At 66.0% G+C, this 22,312-nt stretch carries 30 protein-coding genes; 15 read left to right on the plus strand and 15 right to left on the minus strand.

The window, feature by feature from the left end:
• Positions 1-123: 123 nt before the first annotated feature.
• From def (ACP16H_RS20745) to def (ACP16H_RS20755), 3 genes are read right to left on the minus strand one after another with little or no spacing between them, the layout of a single operon-like run.
• Positions 124-615 carry a peptide deformylase gene (gene def / locus ACP16H_RS20745; RefSeq protein ID WP_425074144.1) on the minus strand — a complete coding sequence of 164 codons (492 nt, stop codon included), beginning with the start codon at positions 613-615 and terminating at the stop codon, positions 124-126.
• On the minus strand, positions 612-1,109 hold the full coding sequence (gene def / locus ACP16H_RS20750) for a peptide deformylase (protein ID WP_425074145.1): 498 nt from the start codon (positions 1,107-1,109) through the stop codon (positions 612-614). Before def (ACP16H_RS20750) ends, def (ACP16H_RS20745) begins: the two co-directional genes overlap by 4 nt.
• A complete protein-coding gene (def, locus tag ACP16H_RS20755) occupies positions 1,106-1,633 on the minus strand; it encodes a peptide deformylase (RefSeq protein ID WP_425074146.1) in 528 nt (175 codons plus the stop codon). Before def (ACP16H_RS20755) ends, def (ACP16H_RS20750) begins: the two co-directional genes overlap by 4 nt.
• 277 nt (positions 1,634-1,910) lie before the next feature.
• Here def (ACP16H_RS20755) and ACP16H_RS20760 point away from each other — a divergent pair, with 277 nt between their 5' ends.
• The 3 genes from ACP16H_RS20760 (at position 1,911) to ACP16H_RS20770 (ending at position 4,025) form a co-directional block, all read left to right on the plus strand.
• The gene (locus ACP16H_RS20760; RefSeq protein WP_425074147.1) at positions 1,911-2,504 is read left to right on the plus strand and encodes a hypothetical protein; all 594 of its coding nucleotides are present in this window, start codon (positions 1,911-1,913) and stop codon (positions 2,502-2,504) included.
• A 76-nt stretch (positions 2,505-2,580) separates the two neighbouring features.
• On the plus strand, positions 2,581-3,765 hold the full coding sequence (locus ACP16H_RS20765; RefSeq protein WP_425074148.1) for a MalY/PatB family protein: 1,185 nt from the start codon (positions 2,581-2,583) through the stop codon (positions 3,763-3,765).
• Entirely contained in the window at positions 3,762-4,025 is a 264-nt protein-coding gene (locus tag ACP16H_RS20770) for a hypothetical protein (RefSeq protein ID WP_425074149.1), read from the plus strand. The genes ACP16H_RS20765 and ACP16H_RS20770 overlap by 4 nt, the downstream gene beginning before the upstream one ends.
• A gap of 24 nt (positions 4,026-4,049) precedes the next feature.
• Here ACP16H_RS20770 and ACP16H_RS20775 read toward each other — a convergent pair whose 3' ends face one another.
• The 9 genes from ACP16H_RS20775 to ispH all read right to left on the minus strand — a co-directional run bounded on the left by ACP16H_RS20775 (position 4,050) and on the right by ispH (position 9,645).
• Positions 4,050-4,676 (minus strand): trimeric intracellular cation channel family protein, encoded by a 627-nt coding sequence (locus ACP16H_RS20775; RefSeq protein ID WP_425074150.1) that lies wholly within the window; start codon positions 4,674-4,676, stop codon positions 4,050-4,052.
• A gap of 325 nt (positions 4,677-5,001) precedes the next feature.
• Positions 5,002-5,451: a ribonuclease HI gene (rnhA, locus tag ACP16H_RS20780; protein ID WP_425074151.1), complete on the minus strand. Its 450-nt coding sequence runs from the start codon at positions 5,449-5,451 to the stop codon at positions 5,002-5,004.
• Positions 5,452-5,463: 12 nt separating this feature from the next.
• Positions 5,464-6,063, minus strand: coding sequence for a class I SAM-dependent methyltransferase (locus ACP16H_RS20785; RefSeq protein ID WP_425074152.1), 600 nt, complete (start codon positions 6,061-6,063; stop codon positions 5,464-5,466).
• Positions 6,060-6,512 carry a DUF3429 domain-containing protein gene (locus tag ACP16H_RS20790; protein WP_425074153.1) on the minus strand — a complete coding sequence of 151 codons (453 nt, stop codon included), beginning with the start codon at positions 6,510-6,512 and terminating at the stop codon, positions 6,060-6,062. The genes ACP16H_RS20785 and ACP16H_RS20790 overlap by 4 nt, the downstream gene beginning before the upstream one ends.
• Positions 6,513-6,586: 74 nt before the next feature.
• The gene (locus tag ACP16H_RS20795) at positions 6,587-7,201 is read right to left on the minus strand and encodes a LysE family translocator (protein WP_425074154.1); all 615 of its coding nucleotides are present in this window, start codon (positions 7,199-7,201) and stop codon (positions 6,587-6,589) included.
• 4 nt (positions 7,202-7,205) lie between these two features.
• A complete protein-coding gene (locus ACP16H_RS20800) occupies positions 7,206-7,640 on the minus strand; it encodes a c-type cytochrome (protein WP_425074155.1) in 435 nt (144 codons plus the stop codon).
• 4 nt (positions 7,641-7,644) lie between these two features.
• The gene (locus ACP16H_RS20805) at positions 7,645-8,076 is read right to left on the minus strand and encodes a c-type cytochrome (RefSeq protein ID WP_425074156.1); all 432 of its coding nucleotides are present in this window, start codon (positions 8,074-8,076) and stop codon (positions 7,645-7,647) included.
• Positions 8,077-8,203: 127 nt separating this feature from the next.
• A complete protein-coding gene (locus ACP16H_RS20810) occupies positions 8,204-8,686 on the minus strand; it encodes a pyridoxamine 5'-phosphate oxidase family protein (RefSeq protein ID WP_425074157.1) in 483 nt (160 codons plus the stop codon).
• A complete protein-coding gene (gene ispH / locus ACP16H_RS20815; protein WP_425074158.1) occupies positions 8,686-9,645 on the minus strand; it encodes a 4-hydroxy-3-methylbut-2-enyl diphosphate reductase in 960 nt (319 codons plus the stop codon). Before ispH ends, ACP16H_RS20810 begins: the two co-directional genes overlap by 1 nt.
• A 153-nt stretch (positions 9,646-9,798) precedes the next feature.
• On the opposite strand from ispH, the gene ACP16H_RS20820 reads away from it, so the two are divergent.
• Positions 9,799-11,466 (plus strand): hypothetical protein, encoded by a 1,668-nt coding sequence (locus ACP16H_RS20820; protein WP_425074159.1) that lies wholly within the window; start codon positions 9,799-9,801, stop codon positions 11,464-11,466.
• A 263-nt stretch (positions 11,467-11,729) separates the two neighbouring features.
• Here the strand turns inward: ACP16H_RS20820 and ACP16H_RS20825 are convergent, their stop codons facing one another.
• Both ACP16H_RS20825 and ACP16H_RS20830 read right to left on the minus strand, forming a co-directional pair.
• Positions 11,730-12,182 (minus strand): YqaA family protein, encoded by a 453-nt coding sequence (locus ACP16H_RS20825; protein WP_425074160.1) that lies wholly within the window; start codon positions 12,180-12,182, stop codon positions 11,730-11,732.
• Positions 12,183-12,243: 61 nt separating this feature from the next.
• Entirely contained in the window at positions 12,244-12,816 is a 573-nt protein-coding gene (locus ACP16H_RS20830) for an NYN domain-containing protein (protein WP_425074161.1), read from the minus strand.
• A 154-nt stretch (positions 12,817-12,970) separates the two neighbouring features.
• Between ACP16H_RS20830 and folK the strand changes: the two genes are divergently transcribed.
• From folK to ACP16H_RS20875, 9 genes are all read left to right on the plus strand, one after another.
• Positions 12,971-13,540 carry a 2-amino-4-hydroxy-6-hydroxymethyldihydropteridine diphosphokinase gene (gene folK / locus ACP16H_RS20835; RefSeq protein WP_425074162.1) on the plus strand — a complete coding sequence of 190 codons (570 nt, stop codon included), beginning with the start codon at positions 12,971-12,973 and terminating at the stop codon, positions 13,538-13,540.
• A gap of 109 nt (positions 13,541-13,649) precedes the next feature.
• On the plus strand, positions 13,650-14,003 hold the full coding sequence (gene rpoZ / locus ACP16H_RS20840; RefSeq protein WP_425074163.1) for a DNA-directed RNA polymerase subunit omega: 354 nt from the start codon (positions 13,650-13,652) through the stop codon (positions 14,001-14,003).
• Positions 14,004-14,033: 30 nt separating this feature from the next.
• Entirely contained in the window at positions 14,034-16,169 is a 2,136-nt protein-coding gene (locus ACP16H_RS20845) for a RelA/SpoT family protein (protein ID WP_425074164.1), read from the plus strand.
• 12 nt (positions 16,170-16,181) lie between these two features.
• Entirely contained in the window at positions 16,182-16,868 is a 687-nt protein-coding gene (locus tag ACP16H_RS20850; RefSeq protein ID WP_425074165.1) for a DUF2062 domain-containing protein, read from the plus strand.
• Positions 16,869-16,992: 124 nt separating this feature from the next.
• The gene (locus tag ACP16H_RS20855; RefSeq protein ID WP_425074166.1) at positions 16,993-17,745 is read left to right on the plus strand and encodes a pyridoxine 5'-phosphate synthase; all 753 of its coding nucleotides are present in this window, start codon (positions 16,993-16,995) and stop codon (positions 17,743-17,745) included.
• Positions 17,746-17,958: 213 nt separating this feature from the next.
• Positions 17,959-18,426, plus strand: coding sequence for a deaminase (locus ACP16H_RS20860; RefSeq protein WP_425074167.1), 468 nt, complete (start codon positions 17,959-17,961; stop codon positions 18,424-18,426).
• Between the two features lie 26 nt (positions 18,427-18,452).
• A complete protein-coding gene (locus tag ACP16H_RS20865; protein WP_425074168.1) occupies positions 18,453-18,914 on the plus strand; it encodes a hypothetical protein in 462 nt (153 codons plus the stop codon).
• Between the two features lie 46 nt (positions 18,915-18,960).
• A complete protein-coding gene (gene acpS / locus ACP16H_RS20870; protein WP_425074169.1) occupies positions 18,961-19,392 on the plus strand; it encodes a holo-ACP synthase in 432 nt (143 codons plus the stop codon).
• Positions 19,382-19,624, plus strand: coding sequence for a hypothetical protein (locus ACP16H_RS20875; protein WP_425074170.1), 243 nt, complete (start codon positions 19,382-19,384; stop codon positions 19,622-19,624). The genes acpS and ACP16H_RS20875 overlap by 11 nt, the downstream gene beginning before the upstream one ends.
• A 30-nt stretch (positions 19,625-19,654) precedes the next feature.
• Here the strand turns inward: ACP16H_RS20875 and ACP16H_RS20880 are convergent, their stop codons facing one another.
• Positions 19,655-20,167 carry a DUF2867 domain-containing protein gene (locus tag ACP16H_RS20880; RefSeq protein WP_425074171.1) on the minus strand — a complete coding sequence of 171 codons (513 nt, stop codon included), beginning with the start codon at positions 20,165-20,167 and terminating at the stop codon, positions 19,655-19,657.
• A gap of 196 nt (positions 20,168-20,363) precedes the next feature.
• Between ACP16H_RS20880 and lepB the strand changes: the two genes are divergently transcribed.
• Both lepB and rnc read left to right on the plus strand, forming a co-directional pair.
• A complete protein-coding gene (gene lepB, locus ACP16H_RS20885) occupies positions 20,364-21,197 on the plus strand; it encodes a signal peptidase I (RefSeq protein ID WP_425074172.1) in 834 nt (277 codons plus the stop codon).
• Positions 21,198-21,559: 362 nt separating this feature from the next.
• On the plus strand, positions 21,560-22,237 hold the full coding sequence (gene rnc, locus ACP16H_RS20890; protein WP_425074173.1) for a ribonuclease III: 678 nt from the start codon (positions 21,560-21,562) through the stop codon (positions 22,235-22,237).
• Positions 22,238-22,312 lie beyond the last annotated feature (75 nt).

Here is a 22,312-nt window from a genome sequence, read left to right on the forward strand (position 1 = left end):
CCGATCGCTTTGGCACAGCCAAAGCGAAACACTTCATCAACAGCGCTTTGGCGCAGCCAAAGCGAAACACCGCGTCAACCACGCCTCGGCCCAGCCAAAGCGAAACCGTTCAGACGTGACGACTCAGCGCTTGCGCGCCTTGCGGATCAGCATGTCGCGTTTCACCTTTGACAGCCGGTCGAAATACATCTTGCCGTTCAGATGGTCGATCTGGTGCTGCACCGAGGTCGCCCAGAGGCCGACCAGATCCTTCTCCACCCGCGTGCCGGTCTCGTCGAGATAGGCCACCGTCACCGCGCGCGGGCGGGACAGCTTGGCCCAGACGCCGGGCAGGTTGGGGCTGCCTTCGTCGTGCTCGCGCAGCTGGACCGAGGCATGCAGGATCTCGGGGTTGGCCATGCGGATCGCCTGCCCGTAGGTCTCGGAGGCATCCACAACCGCCAGCCGCAGCATCACGCCGATCTGAGGCGCCGCGAGTCCGACGCCGGGCATGGCCTCCATGGTCTCGATCATGTCGTCCCAGAGGGTGCGGATCTCGTCGGTGATCTCGGCCACCGGCTCGGCAGGGGTACGCAGACGCTTGTCGGGCCAGGGGACAAAGGGGCGGACGGTCATGCTCTAGCCTCCCATTGGCGCAGGATCTCGGCGCGGGTCGCCGCATCCACGCGGTTGAAGTGCATCAGCCCGTCCAGATGGTCGGTTTCATGCTGCGCGATGCGCGCCTCGGCCCCTTCCAGATCGGCGCTGTGGCGCGCGCCGGACAGGTCCGTCCACGCCAGCCGCACACGCGCCGGGCGGGGCACGGTGACCTCGACCGCAGGCATGGACAGGCAGCCTTCGACGCCCGGCTCGACCTCATCGGCCAGGGGCGTTACCACCGGGTTCAGGCAGACCAGCGGCGTGCGCGCCCCGGTTTTCCACCCGGCGTCCATGACAAACAGCCGCGCCAGCACGCCCACCTGCGGCGCCGCCAGCCCGCGACCGGGCGCGTCGTACATCGTGTCGAACATGTCGGCGACCAGTTGCGCCACGGCGTCCGGGTCGGCCACGGGATCGCAGACCGTCGCCAGCCGCGCATCGGGCCATGTCAGGATCGGCAGGACGCTCAAAACTGCTCCCGCGCGCGTTCTTTCTTCAGCTTGACCATCTTGCGGGTAATCATCTGGCGCTTCAGCGGCTTGAGGTAGTCGATGAAAAGCTTGCCGTCGAGGTGGTCGATCTCGTGCTGCACGCAGGTGGCCCAGAGCCCGTCAAAGGTCTCTGTCTGAAGGTTCCCGTTCACGTCCATCCATGCGACATCCACGACCTTGGGGCGCTCGACCTCGGCGTATTGCTCGGGGATCGAAAGGCAGCCTTCCTCGTAAACGTTGCGTTCGTCCGACGAGGCGATGATCTGCGGGTTGAACATAACCAGCGGGCGCGGCTCGTCGCCCTGATCCGGTTTCGCGCAATCCAGCACGATCAGCCGTTGCAGCACGCCGATCTGCGGCGCGGCCAGACCGATGCCCGGCGCGTCATACATGGTTTCCAGCATGTCATCCGCCAGGACGCGCAGCTCGTCCGACAGGTCGGGCACGGCGTCACAGACCTTTTTCAGGCGCGGGTCGGGGTGGATCAGGATCGGTCGCTTCATGCGCCCCGATTTAGGCGCGCGCGAAGGGAATCGCAACTGTCCCGGGACCTCATGGTCATCAGGCCTGTGAAGCGGCGCAATCCGGGCCAAATTCCGGGCTAAATCTGGCCAGCACAACGCGCCTTTCCCCACCGAAACCTGTGGATACAAAGCGCCCAAAAACGCATCACTTGGTGGTCGGTGGCAACGCAACTACCAGTGGTGGTAACAACCTGACAATTGCCCGCTTGCCGCGACTCGCCTACCACTTATGGATAGTCTGGAATCGGGGGATACCATGGGACGCGTACTGTCGCAGATCGTAGCGCTGGGTGTGGCGGCCGGAATGCTGGGCTGGATTGCCTCGGCCATGACGGGATTGCAGGCGAGCTGGATCATCACGCCGCTGATCGCCACCGGAGTCGCGGCGATCTTCTGGAACGCCACGGCATCCGAGGCGCCGGCTGCCGCCCCCACCGCCGTCGGCGGCACCATCGCCTATGGCGACGTCTGGACCGACCGGGCATGGATCAGCCCCGCCTTCCTCGCAACCGGCGGCTGGATCATCCTTGCCGGGATCTTCATGCTCTACTCGCAGCCGCTGGTGCCCTGGGTCGGCCTGCTCATCATGCTGCCGGGATTTGCCATCGGCCTGTCCGGCCTCGCCCGCACGCTGAAGCGCAAGCCAACCGCCCGCGAGACCGCCGTGCAGGACAATGCCGACCGGCTGGGCGGCATGTTCGCCATGCAGCTTGCCACGCTGGGCGGCGTGCTGGACCTGTCGGGCATCATGGACCTCAGCGGCACGCAGGTGGGCTTTGCCGCCGTGGCGGGCGGGATGCTGGGTGTGGTCAGCGCGCAGGCCTGGCTGCTCTACAAGGCGGGGCTGTAACCGGGAAAAGGCACTTTTCGCCTTGCGCCCGGGCGCGGCTTTGGGGAGGACTCTGGCATTACCACAGGAGAGCCCCATGACCCACCCGACGCCAGACTTCGACGAGGACATCGACCGCTTCGGCACCCATTCGGTCAAGTGGGACATGATGGAGACGCTCTACGGCGTGCCCGCCTCGGACGGGCTGGCGATGTGGGTGGCCGACATGGACTTTCGCCCGCCCGCCTGCGTACAGGCCGCCGTGCAGAAGATGGCCGACCACGGGGTCTACGGCTACTACGGCGATGACGCCCCCTACCGCGAGGCGATCCGCTGGTGGATGGACACGCGCCACGGCTGGCAGATCCGGCCCGAGTGGATCTTTACCACGCACGGGCTGGTGAACGGCACGTCGATGTGCATCGAAAGCTTTACCGCGCCCGGTGATGCCGTCGTGCTGATGACGCCGGTCTACCACGCCTTTGCCCGCGTCATCAAAGCGGCCGGGCGCGAAGTGGTGGAATGCCCGCTGGCGCTGACCGATGGCGTCTACCGGATGGATTTCGACGCCTGGGACGCGCAAATGACCGGGCGCGAAACCATGTTGATCCTGTGTTCGCCGCACAATCCCGGTGGCCGCGTCTGGACGCGCGACGAACTGGAGGGCGTCGCGGCCTTCTGCAAACGTCACGACCTGGTGCTGGTCTCAGACGAGATTCACCACGACCTCGTGATGCCCGGCCACACGCATACCCCCATGGCGCTGATCGAGGGCGTGGCCGAGCGGCTGGTGATGATGACGGCGACCACCAAGACCTTCAACATCGCCGGATCACATTCCGGCAATGTCATCATTCCGGACGAGACCTTGCGCGCGAAATTCGCAGGTAAAATGGCGGCGCTGGGGATATCGCCCAACTCCTTCGGCCTGTTCATGGCCGAAGCGGCCTACAGCCCCGAAGGCGCCGCCTGGGTCGATGCGCTGGTGGACTACCTCGACGGCAACCGCCGCCTGTTCGACGAGGGCGTGAACGCCATTCCGGGGCTGAAAAGCATGGAGATGCAGTCGACCTACCTCGCATGGGTCGACTTCTCCGGCACCGGGATGACACGAGAGGAGTTCACGAAACGGGTCGAGGATGGCGCGCGTATCGCGGCCAACCACGGGCCGACCTTCGGGCTGGGCGGCGACAGCTTCCTGCGCTTCAACTTTGCCACGCCCCGCGCGCGGGTGGTCGAGGCGGTGGCGCGGCTGCAAAAGGCCTTTGGGGACCTGCAATGACCACGGTCCTGCTGGCCATCCTCGTCATCGCGGCGCTGGCCTTCTGGTCCTACCGCTCGCGCGGTGGCTCTGTGGGTGGGTCTTTGGGCGGCGGCGCGGGGAAACCCGCCCGCAAGGCCTGCAAATGGGTGGCCGAGGGCGAGGCGCGCGGATCGCTGCGCAGCTTTCGCTGCAAGACCTGCGGTGTCACCGCCTATTCGCAACGTCCCGAGGGACCGGAGCTGTGCAAGAAGGGTCTGGCGGACGGTCGGCTCAACTAAGGCCCGCTCCACTTAGGCCCCCATTCAGGGTTTGTACCGCGGCGGACGCCCCTTGTAGACGGGCAGCCGCCAGCCGAACCCGATGCTGCCCGCCCGCAGCGCGAATGTCACCCCGGCGCAGGCCAGCGCAGGGAGCGGCGCGGGCAAGCCCTGCCACGCCGCCAGCGCCAGCGCGCCCGACCCCGCCAGCGCGCAGGTGACGTACAACTCGCCCTGCTTCAGCACCAGCGGCACCTCGTTGGCCACCACGTCACGCATCAGCCCGCCGCCGCAGCCGGTGACGATGCCCATGACGACGATGATCGGCCAGGGCAATTCAAGGCTCGCTGCGACCCCGGCCCCCGCCGCCACGGCCACCGGCAGGGCCAGCGCGTCGAGCCAGAGGATCGCCCGATAGCGGCTTTCGAACAGATGCGCGGTGAAGAACACCACAACGGCCGCAGCACAGCCCAGCGCAAGGTAGGTGGGATCGCCCATCCAGATCGGCGCGCGGTCCAGCAGCAGGTCGCGCAAGGTGCCACCACCCAGCCCCGTCAGGCAGGCGAGAAAGGCAAACCCCACGATGTCCAGCTGCGCCCGCGACGCCACCAGCGCGCCGGTCAGGGCGAAGACGATGACAGAGGTGTAATCGAGGAGGGAAAGAACGCTCATACCCCTCCTTAGCGCGCCGCCGAAGTCTTTTCGATGAAAAGACTTCACGCAGTCAGGCTTTTCAACGAAAAGCCTGCGCGCCCGGACACGACCGAACGGGCTATGCCTTTCCTGCGGAAAGACAACCGGGGCTTCGCCCGTTCGCACCCCGAAGTGTCCCCCGGACACTTCGCCGCTGACGCGGTCCGGGCGCTCACCCCACAGCCAGCATTTTTTCGGGGAAAATGCGCGTCCGTGGCACTCCAGCACGACCGAGTGGGCTATGCCTTTCCTGCGGAAAGACATGATTGCCCACCAGCTGCGATTTTTCGGGGAAAAATGCTGGCTACTTAAACGGGGCCATGCCTTCGCGGGCCAGTTCGTCGGCCTTTTCGTTTTCGGGATGACCGGCGTGGCCCTTCACCCATTCCCATTTCACGTCATGCTGCGCCTGTGCGGCGTCCAGCCTTTGCCACAGCTCGACGTTCTTCACCGGCTTCTTCGCCGCCGTCTTCCAGCCGTTCTTCTTCCAGCCAAAGATCCAGCCCGTCACGCCGTTCTTCACGTATTGCGAGTCCGTTACCACGGTGATCTTCGACGGCCGCGACAGCGATTCCAGCGCCGAGATCGCCGCCATCAGTTCCATCTGGTTGTTGGTGGTGACCTTCTCGCCGCCGTTCAGCGTGCGCTCTTTCACCACCGTGTCGCCGTCCATCGCCCGCAGCAGAACGCCCCAGCCGCCCGGCCCCGGGTTTCCGGAACAGGCTCCGTCGGTATAGGCGTAAAGATCGGGCATGGGGGTCTCCTGTCAGGGCTTGCGAGCGGTCAGGGTGAACCAAGGCGCGACCGCGCCGTCAAGCCCCTTGTCCGCACCTTGGCGCAGGTCGAAGACCGTCATGCCCAGATCCTCCAGCAGCGCCGTCAGCTCGGACACGGTCCAGTAAATGTAGAACCGCCCCAGCGTGTCGCGCCGCGAACCCTCGCCCTCTTTCAACCCCACATGCAGCAGCCCGCCGGGTTTCAGCGCCCGATGCTGTGCCGCCAGATGCCCCGGCATGGCGTCGCGCGGGGCATGCAGCAGCGAGAAGTTCGCCCAGATGCCGTCATAGCGCGCCTCAGCGTCGATGTCGTCAAAACGCGCCTGCCGCACGGACAGCCCCGGCACCTTCGCGGCCTCGGCCACCATGGAAGCCGAGGCGTCCACGGCCTCGACCTCCAGCCCCGCCGAAAGCATGGCCCGCGCCCAAGACCCCGGCCCGCAGCCCAGGTCCAGAACCCGCCCGCCTTTGGGCAATCCAGCGACGAAGGCACGCAGCGCAGGATCATTCGAATGGTCCTTGCCAAAGGCCTGCGCATACTCCGCCGCCCGCGCGTCATAGACCTCCAGCGTCTCGCGATCCGCGCTCATGAGAGCACCCCCACGGCGAGGCACAGGATCACCAGCCCCGTCAGCAACACGCGCAGCGCCAGCCACCAGGGCGGCGCCAGCCCCCAGCGCGCGAACAGGGCATCCAGCACCAGCAGCCCCGAGAACCCGGCGATCAGGCTCAGCCCGGCAGCCTGTTCTCCGCCCCCGGTCATGAAGAACGCCCAAAGGGCCGGGAGCACCGACAGCGCGTATCCGGTCGCAGCCCGCCCCTCGGGCGCGCGGGTGGCAAAGCCCCAGAGCACCCCGGACATGAAGGCCAGGATCACCGCGCCGTAAAACAGCTGCACGTAAGGCCCGACGAAGCGCGGCCCCAGCACGGCGATGCCCCAATCCTGCGCCCCCGGCACCAGCAGGGTCAGCGCGCCCCATGCAAAGGGCAGAACCCCGGCCAGCCCGAGGATCAGCGGCGCCTTCGGTATCGTCGTCATGGCGGTCCTCCTGTCATGCCCCGCAGTCTAGCGCGACGGCAGCGCAGGAAAAGTCCCGCCTCGGGGACGCGCCTTCAGGCGCGTTCCAGCGCCAGCCGCGCCGCCAGCGCGGCAAACAGCGCCGCAAAGGACCGGTTCAGCCAGCGCATCAGCCGTTGCGAGGCCAACAGCCGGTCGCGGGCAAAGGCGGCAAAGACCCCGTACAGGACAAAGACCACAAAGGTCATCGCCATGAAGATCGCGCCCAGCAGCAGCATCTCGGCGGTGGCCGTCGCCGCGTTCCCGGACAGGAAGGGCGGCAGCAGCGCGAGGAAGAACAGCGACAGTTTCGGGTTCAGGATGTTGATCAGCGCCCCACGCCGCGCCGTGCGCGCCCAATGTTCCGGCGCACGGTCGGCATTCACCGACAGGGCCCCGCCAGAGCGCAGCGACTGCCATGCCAGCCACAGCAGGTACACCACGCCCGCCGTCTTCACGACGGTGAACAGCAGGGCCGAGGTGTGCAGGATCGCCGCCACCCCCAGCACCGCCGCTGCCAGATGCGGCACGATCCCGATGGTGCCCCCCAATGCCGCCGCCACAGCCGCCCGCCTGCCCTGCCCCAACCCGATCGCCAGCGTATACAGAACCCCGGTTCCGGGGGCGAGAACGACGACGAAGGCGGTCAGGAGAAACTGCAGGCTGATCATGAAACTACTCGTGTGGCGGGTTGCGGGAGGTATGCAGATCCTGAATCTCCTCCGGCCATTCGCTGCGAATGTAGGCCAACACGTTCCAGATGTCTTTATCTGAAAGCGCCTCGCCAAATCCGGGCATCGCACTGTTGAAATTCTTGATCCCGAGCCGCTTCACGATCGCCGCGCCGCCGTGTTTGACGTAGTCGAAATTCTGCACGTTCGAATGATGCCAGGTGTGCCCGGTGTCGTCATGCGGCGGTGCGGGCAGCGAGCCATCCGCCAGCGGCACCTGCCAATCGGGCTGGCCCTGCAGCGCGGCGCCATGGCAGGCGGCGCAATGCTCGGTGTAGACCTCGGCGCCACGCGCGATGTCACGCCCGTCGAGCTCGTGGCCCGCCAAGGCGGGCACCGCGCCCGCCAACAGGCAGGCCGCGAGGGGCAATGCGCGCATCAGGTCAATCCTTGTAATGGCTGTGGCAGGCCTTGCAGGCCGCGCCCAGCGCAGCCACGGTCGGAGCCAGATCACGCTCTGCCGAAATCTGCGCGTTGGCCGCGACCTGCAACGCCTCGGCCTTCAGGGTGAAATCGCCGTAAGATTCCCAGATCGAGGGCAAGGCCTCGGACTTCGGGTCGGTGACCGGTTCGCGGAACAGGTCCGGGACCTGCGCAGCCTGCGCCGCGATGGCGTCCACCGCCGCCTGCGCCGCCCCGGCGTCGAACGCCACCTGCCCTTTGGCCATGCTCCCCAGCACCTTCATCTGGTCACCGATCTGTTTCATCGCCTCCATCCGCTGCAACACGGCCGGATTGGCCACGCCGGAATGGGCAAAGGCCGCGGCAGAGGCAACGAGGGTTCCGATCAGGATGACCAGTGTCGTAAGGCGCATGAAACTGTCCCGCATGGTTCGCGTCCCCCAAAGCCTACCGCGAGAGCACCCCGGTGCAAGTCACGACTTCGCGGGATTTTAGCGAGTGACGGAAACCCGCCGACGGGTTGCTCTGCCGACGGGGCGCTCAGGCCGGCGTCACCGGGTAGCCCGCGTGGGTCGCCAACACCGGCCCGGTGCGGAAATAGCTGACATCGTTGGTAAAGATACTGTCCGGGTCGAGCCGGATCAGCCGCCCCGCCGGGTCGTCCAGACGCGCGATCCGGTCGATGAACCACGGGTTCCAGCTGTCCTCTTCGCCAAGGTAGCGCGCCAGAAGCCGGGCAAAGCGATCCGTCTCCATCGGCTCGACACTGGCGCGGCCCCGCAGCCCGAGATGCCGCAGCACGCCGCCCGGATTGTCGTAATCCACGATCTCGACCGAAACGCGCGGGTCATGCGCGATCCGCGCCACCGAACTGCCGCCCGCCGTGCCCGGCATCCACAGCGCCCCGTCCTCCCAAAGGAACCAGACCGGCGCAATGCGCGGCGCACCGTCATCGGTCGCGCTGCCGAGGAAGGCCATCAGCGGACGTGCCAGCACCTCGGCGGGGTCAAAGGGACGCGGCATCAGGCCCGCGCCTCCACCGGCTCCCGCAGCACGCGCGGCACCTTGAATTCAACGTTTTCCTGCGCCGTTTCGACCACCGTCTCGGTGACGTCATAACGGTCGCGGAAGGCCTGCGTGACCTCCTCGATCAGCACCTCGGGCGCGCTGGCCCCGGCGGTGATGCCGATGGCGCGGATGCCCTCCAGAGCGCGCCAGTCGATGTCCTCGGCCCGCTGCACAAGCTGGGCATAGGAACAGCCCGCCTTGCGCCCGACCTCGACCAGACGGCGCGAATTCGACGAGTTCGGCGCGCCGACCACCAGCAGCGCGTCGATCTTCGGCGCGATGGCCTTGACCGCTTCCTGACGGTTGGTGGTGGCGTAACAGATGTCTTCCTTGTGCGGGCCGACGATGGCCGGAAAGCGCGCCTGAAGCGCCGCCACGATATCCGCCGTATCATCCACCGACAGCGTGGTCTGCGTGACAAAGGCCAGCCGTTCGGGATCGCGCACCTGCACATGGGCCACGTCGCCGGGAGTCTCGACCAGCAGCACCTCGCCCTCGGGCAACTGCCCCATGGTGCCGACCGTTTCCGGGTGGCCCGCATGGCCGATCATGATCATCTGAAGGCCGTTTTCCGCGTGGCGCGCCGCCTCGATATGCACCTTCGACACCAAGGGACAGGTGGCGTCCACGTAGATCATCTCGCGCGCCTGAGCGGCCTGCGGCACCGATTTCGGCACGCCATGGGCGGAGAAGATCACCGGACGGTCATCCGGGCATTCTTCCAGTTCCTCGACAAAGACCGCGCCCTTGGCCCGCAGATCGTCCACCACGTATTTGTTGTGCACGATCTCGTGGCGCACGTAGACCGGCGCGCCCCATTTCTCCAACGCCATTTCCACGATCTTGATGGCGCGATCGACACCGGCGCAGAACCCGCGCGGCGCGGCAAGATACAGGTCGAGAGGCTGGGGCATGTCACGGTCTCCTTCACGCCCCACGTAGTCGCTCCCCCGCCGCGCGTCCAGTGAAGGCGATGATGGGGATGGAAATCCATGCTTGATCGAAGGGGGTTCTGCCCGCAGACTGACCCTACGTTACCCGATTTTCTTTCGACCAAGAGACCTTTGATGACCGATTTCGACGCCCGTGATTTCACGGCCGCCCTGCGCCTTGGCGGAGGGCTGGGCCTGACGCCAAAGCCGAAGCTGACCGGCCTGGCCCTGCTGGAACACGAGGCCCGCCAGCGCCCCGCCGACCCACAGGCGCTGGAGGCGCTGGCCACTGCGCAATGGGCCGCCGGTCAGGTGATGAACGCCTTTGGTACATGGAACCGGCGGATCGCTCTGGGGGATGTGTCCGGCCGGGTCTGGGCACAGATCGGCGCGGCGATGGAGCGGCAGGACGAATACGTCCAGGCGCTGAAATGCTACGAGCAAAGCCTCGCGGTCGACGACACCCCGGAAGTGCGTCACCAGATGGGCCGCAGCCTGTTCAAGCTGGGGCTGGTGGACGAGGCGCTCGCCCAGCACCGCATCGCCGCCGAGGCGACGGACAACCTGTCGGCCTGGCTGGCGGTGGCGACACTGGCGCCCAACGCGCCCGGCCAGACGCCCGCGCAGATCCTCGCGGCGCGCACGACCTTTGCCGCGAAGCTGGCCGCGAGCCCGGTGGCCAACCGCATGACCTGCACGCCGCGCCCCCGCACCACGCGCGACAGGCTGCGCATCGGCTATGTCTCCAGCTGGCTGGAAAAGCCCAACTACATGCGCCCCACCTGGGCGCTGGTGAACAATCACGACCGTGCCCGGGTCGAGGTCCACCTGTTTTCCGACAGCGCTCCGGGGGCCGAGATGATCGGCTACGAGGCGCATGAAACGGACGTGATCCACAACACCGCCGCGCTGGACAATACCGCGCTGGCGCAGCTGATCTGCGAGACCGAACTGGACGTGCTGATCGACATCAACGCCTATTCCACGCCGGACCGGCTGGGCGTGTTTACCAAGGCCCCCGCCCCCGTGACGCTCGCCTGGCAGAACCACTTCGGCCCCTCCGGCCTGCCCGGCTTTCACGGCATCATCGGCGACCGGCACGCCGTGAAACCCGGCGAGGACAGCGGCTACACCGAAGAGGTCCACCGCCTGCCGCTCTCCTACCTCACCTTCACCGTGGCGCATCGCGCGCCGCCGGTCGTCGACCCGCCCTGCCTGAAGAACGGGTTTTTCACCTTCGGCAGCCTGTGCGTGATGTACAAGATCACCCCGCAGGTGATCGACAGCTGGGCCGAGATGCTGCACGGCGTCCCCGACAGCCGCCTGTTCCTCGCCAACCGAACGCTGGACAGCGGCGAGAACCGCGACTGGCTGGCCGAACGCTTTGCCGAACGCGGCATCGCCCGCGACCGGCTGACCCTGAAGGGCGGCGCGGACCACTACGACTACCTCAGGAACTATGACCAGATGGACCTGGCGCTCGATGCCTTCCCCTATAACGGCGGCACCACGACGGTCGAAGCACTGTGGCAGGGCGTGCCGCTCCTGACCTTCGACGGCGACCGCTGGGCCTCGCGCACCTCGGCCTCGCTGGTGATGAACACCCACCTAAGCGAGTTCGTCTGCCCCTCGCGCGCCGCCATGGTCGCCATGGCCATCGACATGGGCAATGATCCGGACACCCCGGCGCGCCTGAAGGCCCTCCGCCACGGCATGCGCCCGCTGCTGGACCAAGCCCCGGTCTGCGACGGTGGCGCCATGGCTCGCGCGGTGGAGGATCTGTGTTTCAGCCTCGTCAAATGAACTTTAGGGACCGCCAGTTGCGGTTTCGCCTTCGCTGCGCTCAGGCGACCGGCTGGGGCTCCGCCCCAGACCCCGCGGTATTTGGATCAAGATGAAGGAGAAGGAAGCTCTTTTATCTTCATCTTGACACAAATACCGCGGAGGTTCGGAGGCAGAGCCTCCGACGGCGCGAGGCGTCAGCCGAGCGCCGGTCGCCTGAGCGAAGCGAAGGCGAAACACCCACAAACCCGTCGCCTGACCGAAGCGACGGCGAACCCTTTTTTTCAGCCGATGAAACCCGCCGCCAGCCAGGCAAAGACGATGTAGCGGACGGTCTTGGCAAAGCCCACCAGCGCCACGAACAGCCACAAGGGCGTCCGCATGATGCCCGCAGCCAAAGTGATCGCATCCCCCAAGGGCGCCCAGGACAACAGCAGTGTCCAGACGCCCCAGCGGGCGTACCAGCGCTGGGCACGATCCAGTTGCGCCTCGGAGGCCGGGAACCAGCGTCGGTGGCGGTAGTGTTCCACCCAGACGCCCATGCCGTAATTCACCACCGATCCCAGCGTGTTGCCAACCGAGGCCACCACAACCAACCACCACAGCGGCCACAGCCCCTGCGCCTGCAGTCCGGCAAAGACGATTTCCGACTGGAAGGGCAGCACCGTGGCGGCCCCGAAGGCGGCAATGAAAAGGCCGCCCAACGCAAACCCGTCGGCGGCCCAATCCGTCAGCATGATACAACCCTTTCCGGTCCGGTGGCGCGGCCCCAATCCCCGCCTTCGGACACATGGGGCGTTACTTGTTCGCGGCAACCTCGAAGTTGCGCTCCACCTGCACGTCGCGCGGCGGGCGACCGATGACTTCGCGCAGCTCGTCGAGCTCGATGAAGTTGTCGGCCTGGCGGCGCAGCTCGTCGGCGATCATCGGCGGCTGGCTGCGGATGGTGGACACCACCGAAACCCGAACCCCCTGACGCTGCAGCGATTCCACCAGCGGGCGGAAATCGCCGTCACCGGAGAACAGCACGATATGATCGACGCGCGGGGCCAGCTCCATGGCATCGACCGTCAGTTCGATATCCATGTTGCCCTTGACCTTCCGGCGGCCCTGGCTGTCGGTGTATTCCTTCGCGGGCTTCGTCACCATGGTGAAGCCGTTGTAGTGCAACCAGTCCACCAGCGGGCGGATCGGCGAGTATTCATCGTTCTCCAGCAGCGCGGTGTAGTAGAAGGCCCGCACCATCTTGCCCCGACGCGCGAACTCCTGCCGCAGCAGTTTGTAGTCGATGTCGAAGCCGAGTGCCTTGGCCGCCGCGTAGAGGTTGGAGCCATCGATGAACAGCGCAAGCCGTTCGTCCTTGTAAAACATTAAAAGTCCTTTCGTTTAATGAACCCGCCAGCGTGAGTGACATTGTCCGTGAGTGTGAGTGGACGACTGGCGCGCGAGATTTTGTAAGACTAATGCTTTAGGTACGTATCGCAAGACGGCGATGCGTAACCTTTAGGATAGCTTGGACGGGGCAATGGCACAAGAATTCCTGATTGCACTTGGATCGAACCTCGGGTCGGAGCGTGGCGGCCCGTCGGACACCCTCGCCGCAGCTTTGCAGGCGATGACGGATCGCGGCATTGCCCTGCGCCGCGTCAGCCGGTTTTACGCGACGCCCTGTTTCCCGGTCGGGACCGGACCGGACTACGTCAACGCCTGCGCCGTGGTGCGCGATCACGAAAACGCGAGTGATCCGCGTAAATTCTTGCAAAAGTTGCATGAAATCGAGCGCGATTTCGGGCGCGAACGGGTGCAGCGGTGGGGAAGCCGGACGCTTGATCTGGATCTTGTTGCCATGGACGACGCCGTTCTGCCGGACGCCCGGACCTGGGCCGACTGGCGTGATCTTCCACCCGAGGACCAGATCAGCCGCGCGCCCGATCAGCTGATCCTGCCGCATCCCCGGCTTCAGGAAAGGGCCTTCGTGCTGGTTCCGCTGGCCGATGTGGCCGCCGGATGGACCCATCCGATACTGCGGCAAACTGTCGCACAAATGCGCGACAGCCTGCCCCTGCCGCTTCGGCTCGAACCCGTGCCCCTGTGACCTGACGCGCCGACGCCACGATTTGTGACTTGACCGCGCTTGCAAATCCGGCATGGGAGGGGTAGGAGAACCCTTCTTTGGGAATCCAAATCAGGATTGGAGCGTCCATATGGCCCGCGTGACGGTAGAAGACTGCGTTGACAAGGTTCCGAACCGGTTCGAGCTGGTGATGCTCGCCGCACATCGTGCGCGCGAAATCGCCTCCGGGGCCGCGATCACCGTGGACCGCGACAACGACAAGAACCCCGTCGTCGCCCTGCGCGAAATCGCGGAGGAGACCCAGTCGACCGACGAGCTGCGCGAGCGTCTGATCGAGTCGAACCAGACCCAGATCGAGGTCGACGAACCCGAGGACGACGCCATGGCGCTGCTCATGGGTGCCGAGGCCGACAAGCCGCAGGAGGACGACATGTCCGAGGAGAAACTGCTGCGCGCGCTGATGGAAGCTCAGGGTCAGGGTTGACCGGAACAGGGTTGAGAGGTCCAAGGCGGAATGATCGCGGCTGAAGACCTCGTTGCCCTTGTTCGCAACTACAATCCGAAGACCAACGAAAAACTGATCATGGCGGCCTACGAGTATGGCCGCCAGATGCATGACGGGCAGTTCCGCAAATCGGGCGAGCCCTATTTCACGCATCCCGTGGCCGTCGCTGCGATCCTCACGGAACAGCAGCTGGACGATGCCACCATCATCACCGCCCTGCTGCACGACACGATCGAGGACACGCGCTCCACCTACTCCGAGGTGGCCGAGCGCTTCGGCACCGAGGTCGCAGAGCTGGTCGATGGTGTCACCAAGCTGACCAACCTCCAGCTTTCCAGCTCCGAGACCAAGCAGGCCGAGAACTTCCGCAAGCTGTTCATGGCCATGTCCAAGGACCTGCGGGTCATCCTCGTCAAACTCGCCGACCGTCTGCACAACATGCGCACGATCAAGGCGATGAAGCCCGAGAAGCAGACCCAGAAGGCGCGCGAGACGATGGAGATCTTCGCGCCGCTCGCCGGTCGCATGGGCATGCAGTCCATGCGTGAGGAGCTTGAGGACCTCGCCTTTCGGGTGCTGAACCCGCAGGGGCGCGAATCGATCATCCGCCGCTTCATCACGCTGCAGAAGGAAACCGGGGATGTGATCCACCGGATCACCTCGGACATGCGCAACGAGCTGGAAAAGGCCAATATCGACGCGCAGGTCTATGGCCGCGCGAAAAAGCCCTATTCGATCTGGCGCAAGATGCAGGAGAAGAAGATCGGCTTCTCCCGCCTGTCGGACATCTACGGCTTTCGCGTCATCACCCGCAACGAGGCGGACGCCTATGCCGTGCTGGGCGTGATCCACCAGCGCTGGAAATCCATTCCGGGCCGGTTCAAGGACTACATCAGCCAGCCGAAATCCAACGGCTACCGCTCGATCCACACCACTGTCTCGGGCCGCGACGGCAAGCGCGTCGAGGTGCAGATCCGCACGCGCGAGATGCACGAGGTCGCCGAAACCGGCGTCGCCGCGCATTGGTCCTACCGCGACGGCGCCCCCGCCGCGAACCGCTTTGCCGTCGATCCGGCCAAGTGGATCGCGCAGATGACCGAACAGTTCGACCAGGAAGAAGACCACGACGCCTTCATGGAGGCGGTCAAGCTGGAGATGTACTCCGACAAGGTCTTCTGCTTCACGCCCAAGGGCGACGTGGTCAAGCTGCCCAAGGGCGCGACGCCCTTGGATTACGCCTACCAGATCCACACGCGAATCGGCTCGAAATGCGTCGGCGCAAAGGTCGACGGCATCCGCGTGCCGCTCTGGACCCGCCTGAAAAACGGTCAAAGTGTCGAGATCATCACCGCCGAGGGGCAGGTGCCGCAGGCCACATGGCTGGACATCGCGACGACGGGCAAGGCCAAGACCGCGATCCGCCGCGCCCTGCGCGAGGCCAACAAGGAACGCTTTGCCAAGCTGGGGCTGGAACTGGCCCGCGCCGCCTTCGAGGCGCACGGCAAGAAGGCCACCGACAAGGTGCTGGAAAAGGCCGCCCAGACCCTGCGGCTGGAGGACGCCGAAACCCTGCTCGCCCGTCTGGGCAGCGCCGAACTGACCACCCGCGAAGTGGTCGAGGCCGTCTATCCCAACCTCGTGATCGCCCATGAGAACGAGATCGAGGCGCAGCGCGCCGTGGTCGGCCTTGGCGGTCAGGGGTTCCAGCGGGCCTCCTGCTGCCAGCCCCTGCCGGGCGAACGCATCGTCGGCATCACCCATCGCGGCAAGGGCGTGTCGGTGCATGCCATCGACTGTTCGGCGCTGGCCGCCTACGAGGAGATGCCCGCCCGCTGGCTGGACCTGCACTGGGCGGATGGCACTCACCCTGCGGTTTACACCGTGTCGCTTGAAATGGTGCTGGGCAACGACGCCGGGGCCCTTGGCCGGATTTGCACATTGATCGGAGAGCGCAAGGCCAATATCTCGGACCTGACATTCGTGGACCGCAAACCAGATTTTTACCGCATCATGTTGGATATTGATCTGCGCGACGCCGAACACCTGCATTCCGTCATCTCCACGCTGGAGGCGGAAAGCATGGTCGCCTCGGTCGAGCGGCGCCGCGATCCGGGACTGGAAGCCGCACCGGAGGCGGCAGAATAAGAGGCAAGCGCAGTGTTCAAACGACGCGACAGGCGACCGATCTGGCGGATCGTGCTCGAAGCGCTCTGGCCCAAGGGGGGCTGGGGCCGCGCCGTGCGCTATATCCGCCTGCGCCTGAACCGCCTGCCCGATCCGCCCCACCGCATCGCACGCGGCATCTTTGCCGGGGTGTTTACCACCTTCACGCCCTTCTACGGCCTGCACTTCGTCACCGCCGCCGCCATCGCCTGGGTGATGCGCGGCAATATCCTCGCCTCGATCCTCGCGACCTTCTTTGGCAACCCGCTGACCTACGTGCCCATCGGCGTCGCCGCGATGAAGACCGGCTACTGGCTGCTGGGTCTCAACCACCGCGGCCCGCACGAGGAACACCACGGCAGCCTCGTGTCGAAATTCTTCAAGGCGGGGGACGACCTCTGGCACAACCTGTGGTCGGTCGTCACGGGTCACCAGGTGGACTGGACCAACCTGCGGATCTTCTACGACGAGGTGTTCTACCCCTACATGATCGGCGGGATCATCCCGGGCATCATCACCGCCACGATCTGCTACTACATCTCGCTGCCGGTCATCACCGCCTTCCAGAACCGCCGCAAGGGCGCGATCAAGGCCAAGCTGGCCGAGCTCAAGGCGCAAAAGGCCGCCAAGGCCGAGGCCAAGGCGCAGAAGGGGCAAAAGCCCGAGGGCAACGCCCCCTGACCGGCCGCCGCGACACCCTGCCCCGCCCCGGGCCAGTGTATCGATACGCATCAGCCGTTTTCTTTCCCGCCCGCGCCGCCTAGGGTTTGATCAAATCCACGGCCCGCCTTTCGGGAGACCAGACATGACCACCTACGCAGGACGCCTCCGCCTTGGCGTCAACATCGACCACGTCGCCACCGTCCGCAACGCCCGCGGCGGCGCCTATCCCGACCCGATCCGCGCCGCGAAACTGGCCGAGGACGCGGGCGCCGACGGCATCACCGCCCACCTGCGCGAAGACCGCCGCCACATCACCGACGCCGACATCGACGGCCTGATGGCGGCGCTGACAGTCCCGCTCAACTTCGAGATGGCCGCCACCGACGAAATGCAAAAGATCGCCCTGCGCCACAAGCCGCACGCCGTCTGCATCGTCCCGGAAAAGCGCGAGGAGCGCACCACCGAAGGCGGGCTGGAAGTGGCCAATGACGAAAATCGCCTCGCCCATTTCATCGCCCCCCTGCGCGACGCCGGCTGCCGCGTGTCCATCTTCATCGCCGCCGACAAACGCCAGATCGACGCCGCCCACCGCATCGGCGCGCAGGTGATCGAACTGCACACCGGCGGCTACTGTGACACCTACGCCGAAGGCGACATGACCGCCCATGCCGCCGAGCTGGAGAAGATGCGCGAGATGTCCGCCTACGCCCTTTCCCTCGGGCTCGAGGTCCACGCAGGCCACGGCCTGACCTACGACACGGTCAAACCCGTCGCGGCCTTCCCGGAAGTCATGGAACTCAACATCGGTCACTTCCTGATCGGCGAGGCGATCTTTCGCGGCCTCACCCCTGCCATCCAGGAAATGCGCCGCCTGATGGACGAAGCGCGCGCCTGACCGGTGCCACCCGGGGGACCAGCCCCCCGGACCCCCCGGAGGTATTTGCGCCAAGAAGAAGCAGGAAGCGGCATCCGGTGCCTCCGGCTGTGCTTCATCTTGATCCAAATACCCTCGGGGGTGAGGCCCGTCAGGGCCGAGGGGGCAGCGCCCCCTCCCTTGCAACCTCCGGGCCCGCGCCGCGTTGGGCAGGGTGCAACCGGAGGACCGCCCATGTCGCCCACCCCGTTCGAAACCGCCGTCATGCATGACCTCATCGACCGCGCCCTGGCCGAGAAGGACACTCCCGGCCGCGCCGCCATCGCCGCGGCGATCATGCGCGGGGACACGGTGATCGCACGCGGCCTGAACGAGGTGCACCTCGACCACGATCCCACCCGCCACGCCGAGATCGTCGCCATCTCGCGCGCCACCCGCGCCCTGGGCGATGCCGACCTGACGGGCTGCACCTTGCTGACAACCCTCCAACCCTGCGAGATGTGCCTCTCCGCCATGCGCTTTGCAGGCATCCGCCGCGTGCTCTTTGCCGCGCAGAAACCCGGCGTCGTCGTCTCGAAATACTTCGCCTTCCCCGATCTCGACATCCCGGATTTCCAGTCCGCCGACCCGGAGGGATTTGACGCCTTCGGGGGCCTGTGCGAGCATCGCATCATTGATGTCTACGCCGCGGCCGACGATTGACGACCGCCCCACAAAGGTTTCCCGCCATGTTCCGACCCGCCGCGCTTCTCGCGCTTCTCGCCGCCGCCCCGGCCTTCGCGCAGGACGGCATCGCGCCCACCGTCACCGATTGCACCGGCTGGCAGGCCAACGCCGCCAATATCGCGGAACCCTGGGAGGAGAACACGCGCACCTTCGCCAATGGCAACGTGCGGCTGACCCTGATCGACACGGTCGAACCGGTCGGTGGCTGGGCCTGGCTGATGATCCAGTCGCCGCCCTACGATGAACTCGGCCTGCGCCAATGCCGCATGATCGGCAACTGGAACAGCGGCTTCTCGCGGCTCGACTTCAACGAGCTGTTCGCCGACTACAACCCCGAGGATGGGCTGATCTTCGACATTCCCGCCGGGATCTACGTCAACGGCACCGAGGACGATCCGGTCTTTCCCATGCGGATCATCCTCAATCAGTCCACCGGCCAGATAGAAACCTACGTCTTCGACTGATGCCAGCGGGCTTGCAGGCCGCCACGCCCGGCGCTACCCCAGACCCATGATCCTCGGCATCGGCACAGACCTGGCAAACATCGAGCGCATCCAAAACACGCTGGACCGCTTTGGCGACCGCTTCCGCAACCGCGTCTTCACCGAGGTGGAGCAGCGCAAGGCCGAACGCCGCGCCGATGTGGCGGGCACCTATGCGAAACGCTGGGCGGCCAAGGAGGCGTGCTCCAAGGCGCTTGGCACCGGGCTGCGCATGGGCATCGCGTGGAAGGACATGGCGGTCAGCAACCTGCACACCGGACAGCCCGTCATGCAGGTGACCGGCTGGGCCGCCGAACGGCTGGCCGAGATGACCCCGCCGGGCCACGAGGCCATCATCCACGTCACCCTCACCGACGATCACCCTTGGGCGCAGGCCTTCGTGGTGATCGAGGCCCGGCCTATCCCGCCCAGCGCCGAAGGCCCGCCCGATGGCGCATGAGAATACCGTCCTCCGCTCGATCAACCTCCCCGGCGAGGCGATCTGCGTCGACATCTTCCGCCGTCCCGACGGCAGCTTCGGCTTTGACGAATTCCGCCGCGATCCCGAAGACGGGCGCGGCTGGTACAGCATCGGCTTTCACGGCACGCAGCGGTTTGACACCGAAGCCGAGGCCCTGGCGGCGGCCCGGACAGCTGTCCACTGGCTTGCCGACCTGATCCCCCCGACCTGATCCCCCCGACCTAGGGGGCGTAGGTCGGGGCTATGCCCCGACTCCCTTCCGGGACAAGACACGCATCATCCGCTTCACGATCACGGGATGTGCCAGCCCCACCGGGATCATGTAGAGCCGCCCGAACAGGTTGTGCGTCACCACCGACGAGGTGATGGTCATCTCGCAGCCGCCTCCGGCCAGCGGATCGGTGGTGATGGTCGTCATGACGTCCAGATGCCGGTCGCGCTCGGTCAGCACCAGTTCGCGGTCCGTCACACCCTCGACACGAAAGAAATCCAGCATGTCGCCCTCGGCCACCTGCGTCTTCTGTCGGCCCGTGAAGCCGCCGATCCGCTTTACCCCGAACCGCGCCGACACCGCGTCCCTGATGCGAAAGGCCAACCCGATCAAGGGCATGGGTTCAAGCATCACGGCGTTCCATGCCTCCAGCGCGGTCATGTCGCGCGCCAGCCGGACGCGCTGCACATCGTGGTAGGCCAGCGCCTCCCGCGCCGCCACGAGGCGCGGCGTCTGCCGCTCCAGTCCTGCACCATCCGGCATCTCGACACCTTTCACGTATTCACTCGCACAAGACTACCGCCAAAGTTGTCACCGCCAAAAGGCGACACCCCGCCGCGCCCGACGCTGTCCGCCACCCTCATCGGCACCGACAGGACACGCCCGCCCCGGACCCATCTCCTTGACACGCCCCGCCCCGCCGCGCATCAAGCGCTGGGAAAAACCAAGGGGCATCTCAATGGCAACCGAAGAGAACAAGGGCGGTATCGTCGAGACGATCAAGACCATCGTCTACGCGCTTCTGATCGCAGGCGTCTTCCGCACCTTCCTGTTCCAGCCGTTCTGGATTCCCTCGGGGTCGATGAAGGACACGCTGCTGATCGGCGACTTCCTCTTTGTGAACAAGATGGCCTACGGCTATTCCTACGCCTCCTGCCCCTCGGTCATCATCCCGCGCTTTGGCGTGGACATCGACGCGCATGACCTGTGTGGCTGGGCGGACGGCGACAACACCCGCCTGATGGGCGGCGAGCCGCAGCGCGGCGACGTCGTGGTCTTCCGCCACCCGACCTCGGGCCGCGACTTCATCAAGCGCCTGATCGGCCTGCCCGGGGACAAGGTGCAGGTGCGTGACGGCATCCTGTATCTCAACGGCGAGCCGGTCACCGTGCAGCCCGACGGCACTTTCGAGGAACTGCAGGAACCGCAGGGCCCGCAAGGCCTGCGCCCGCGCTGTGAAAACGGCCCCGTCGGCGAAGGCGGCATCTGCACCAAGACCCGCCTGCAAGAGACCCTGCCCGGCGGCGTGACCCATTCCATCCTCAACATCGGCGACCAGCCGTCGGATCACACAGGCGTCTACGAAGTGCCCGAGGGCCATTATTTCTTCATGGGTGACAACCGCGACAACTCGTCGGATTCGCGCATCGGCTCGATGGTCGGCGGCGTCGGCATGGTGCCTTACGAAAACCTGATCGGTCGCGCCGACCGCATCATGTTCTCCTCGGCGGGCCGCTCGATGCTGTTCTTCTGGACCTGGCGCAAGGACCGCTTCTTCAAGGCGATCGAGTAATCCGGTTCCCTGTGTGGTTTCGCCTGAGCTAGCGCTCAGGCGACCGCTTTGGGGGGCCAGAGGCCCCCAGACGTTAAAGTTCATCGTGCTGTGCACGATGATGGGGGGCTTTGCCCCCCGGACCCCCCAAGGGTATTTGTGAAACCAAAGAAGCAAGGCCGGGCGCCACAGCGGCGGCACGCCGGTGTCCCGGTCGTACACCGGCAAGGCCCGCGACAAGAAACCTGCTGGACATGGCGGGTATTTCCTTGGCAAACACCCGCGTCATGAACATCGGGCACGCGCCCCGGATCGTTCCCCGGATCGGCTATCCCGGCGGGACGCTCCCGGACGGAGGCCCCATTTTGCCATGGAGGCTCCGCATGAAACTCTCCGCCGAGGTCAAGGCGCTCGAAAACCGTCTGGGTCACACCTTTCAGGACAAGGCCCGCCTGCGCCGCGCGCTGACGCATTCCTCGATGTCCGGCAGCGGGCGCGAGGACAATCAACGGCTGGAGTTCCTGGGGGACCGCGTGCTGGGTCTGGTCATGGCCGAAGCGCTTCTGGCGCATGATCGCGGTGCCTCGGAGGGGCAGCTTGCGCCGCGCTACAACGCGCTGGTGCGCAAGGAGACCTGCGCCGACATTGCCCGCGATCTGGGCGTGGGAGAGGCGCTGAAGCTGGGCCGCTCCGAGCAGATGTCCGGCGGACGCCGCAAGCAGGCCCTGCTGGGCGACGCCATGGAGGCGCTGATCGCCGCCGTCTACCTGGATGCCGGGTTCGAGGTGGCGCGCGACCTGATCCTGCGGCTCTGGGCCGACCGCATCGCCGGGGTCGAGGACGACGCCAAGGACGCAAAGACCGCGCTTCAGGAGTGGGCGCAGGCGCGCAAGATGCCGCCGCCCACCTATGCCGAGGTCGAGCGGTCCGGTCCCGACCATGCTCCGGTCTTTACCATCGAGGCGCGTCTGGATTCCGGTGAGACCGCGCGGGCCACGGCGGGCAACAAGCGGCAGGCCGAGCAAGCCGCCGCCAAGGCCCTGCTGGACCGTCTCGGCTAGTCGCAGACGCGGCCTTGGCACCTCATACCTTAGGCACGGTTACCACACCTTAGAAGTGTGCTATCGTGATGCCTC

The organism is Sagittula sp. S175, assembly GCF_049800975.1.
Classification (GTDB): Bacteria; Pseudomonadota; Alphaproteobacteria; order Rhodobacterales; family Rhodobacteraceae; genus Sagittula.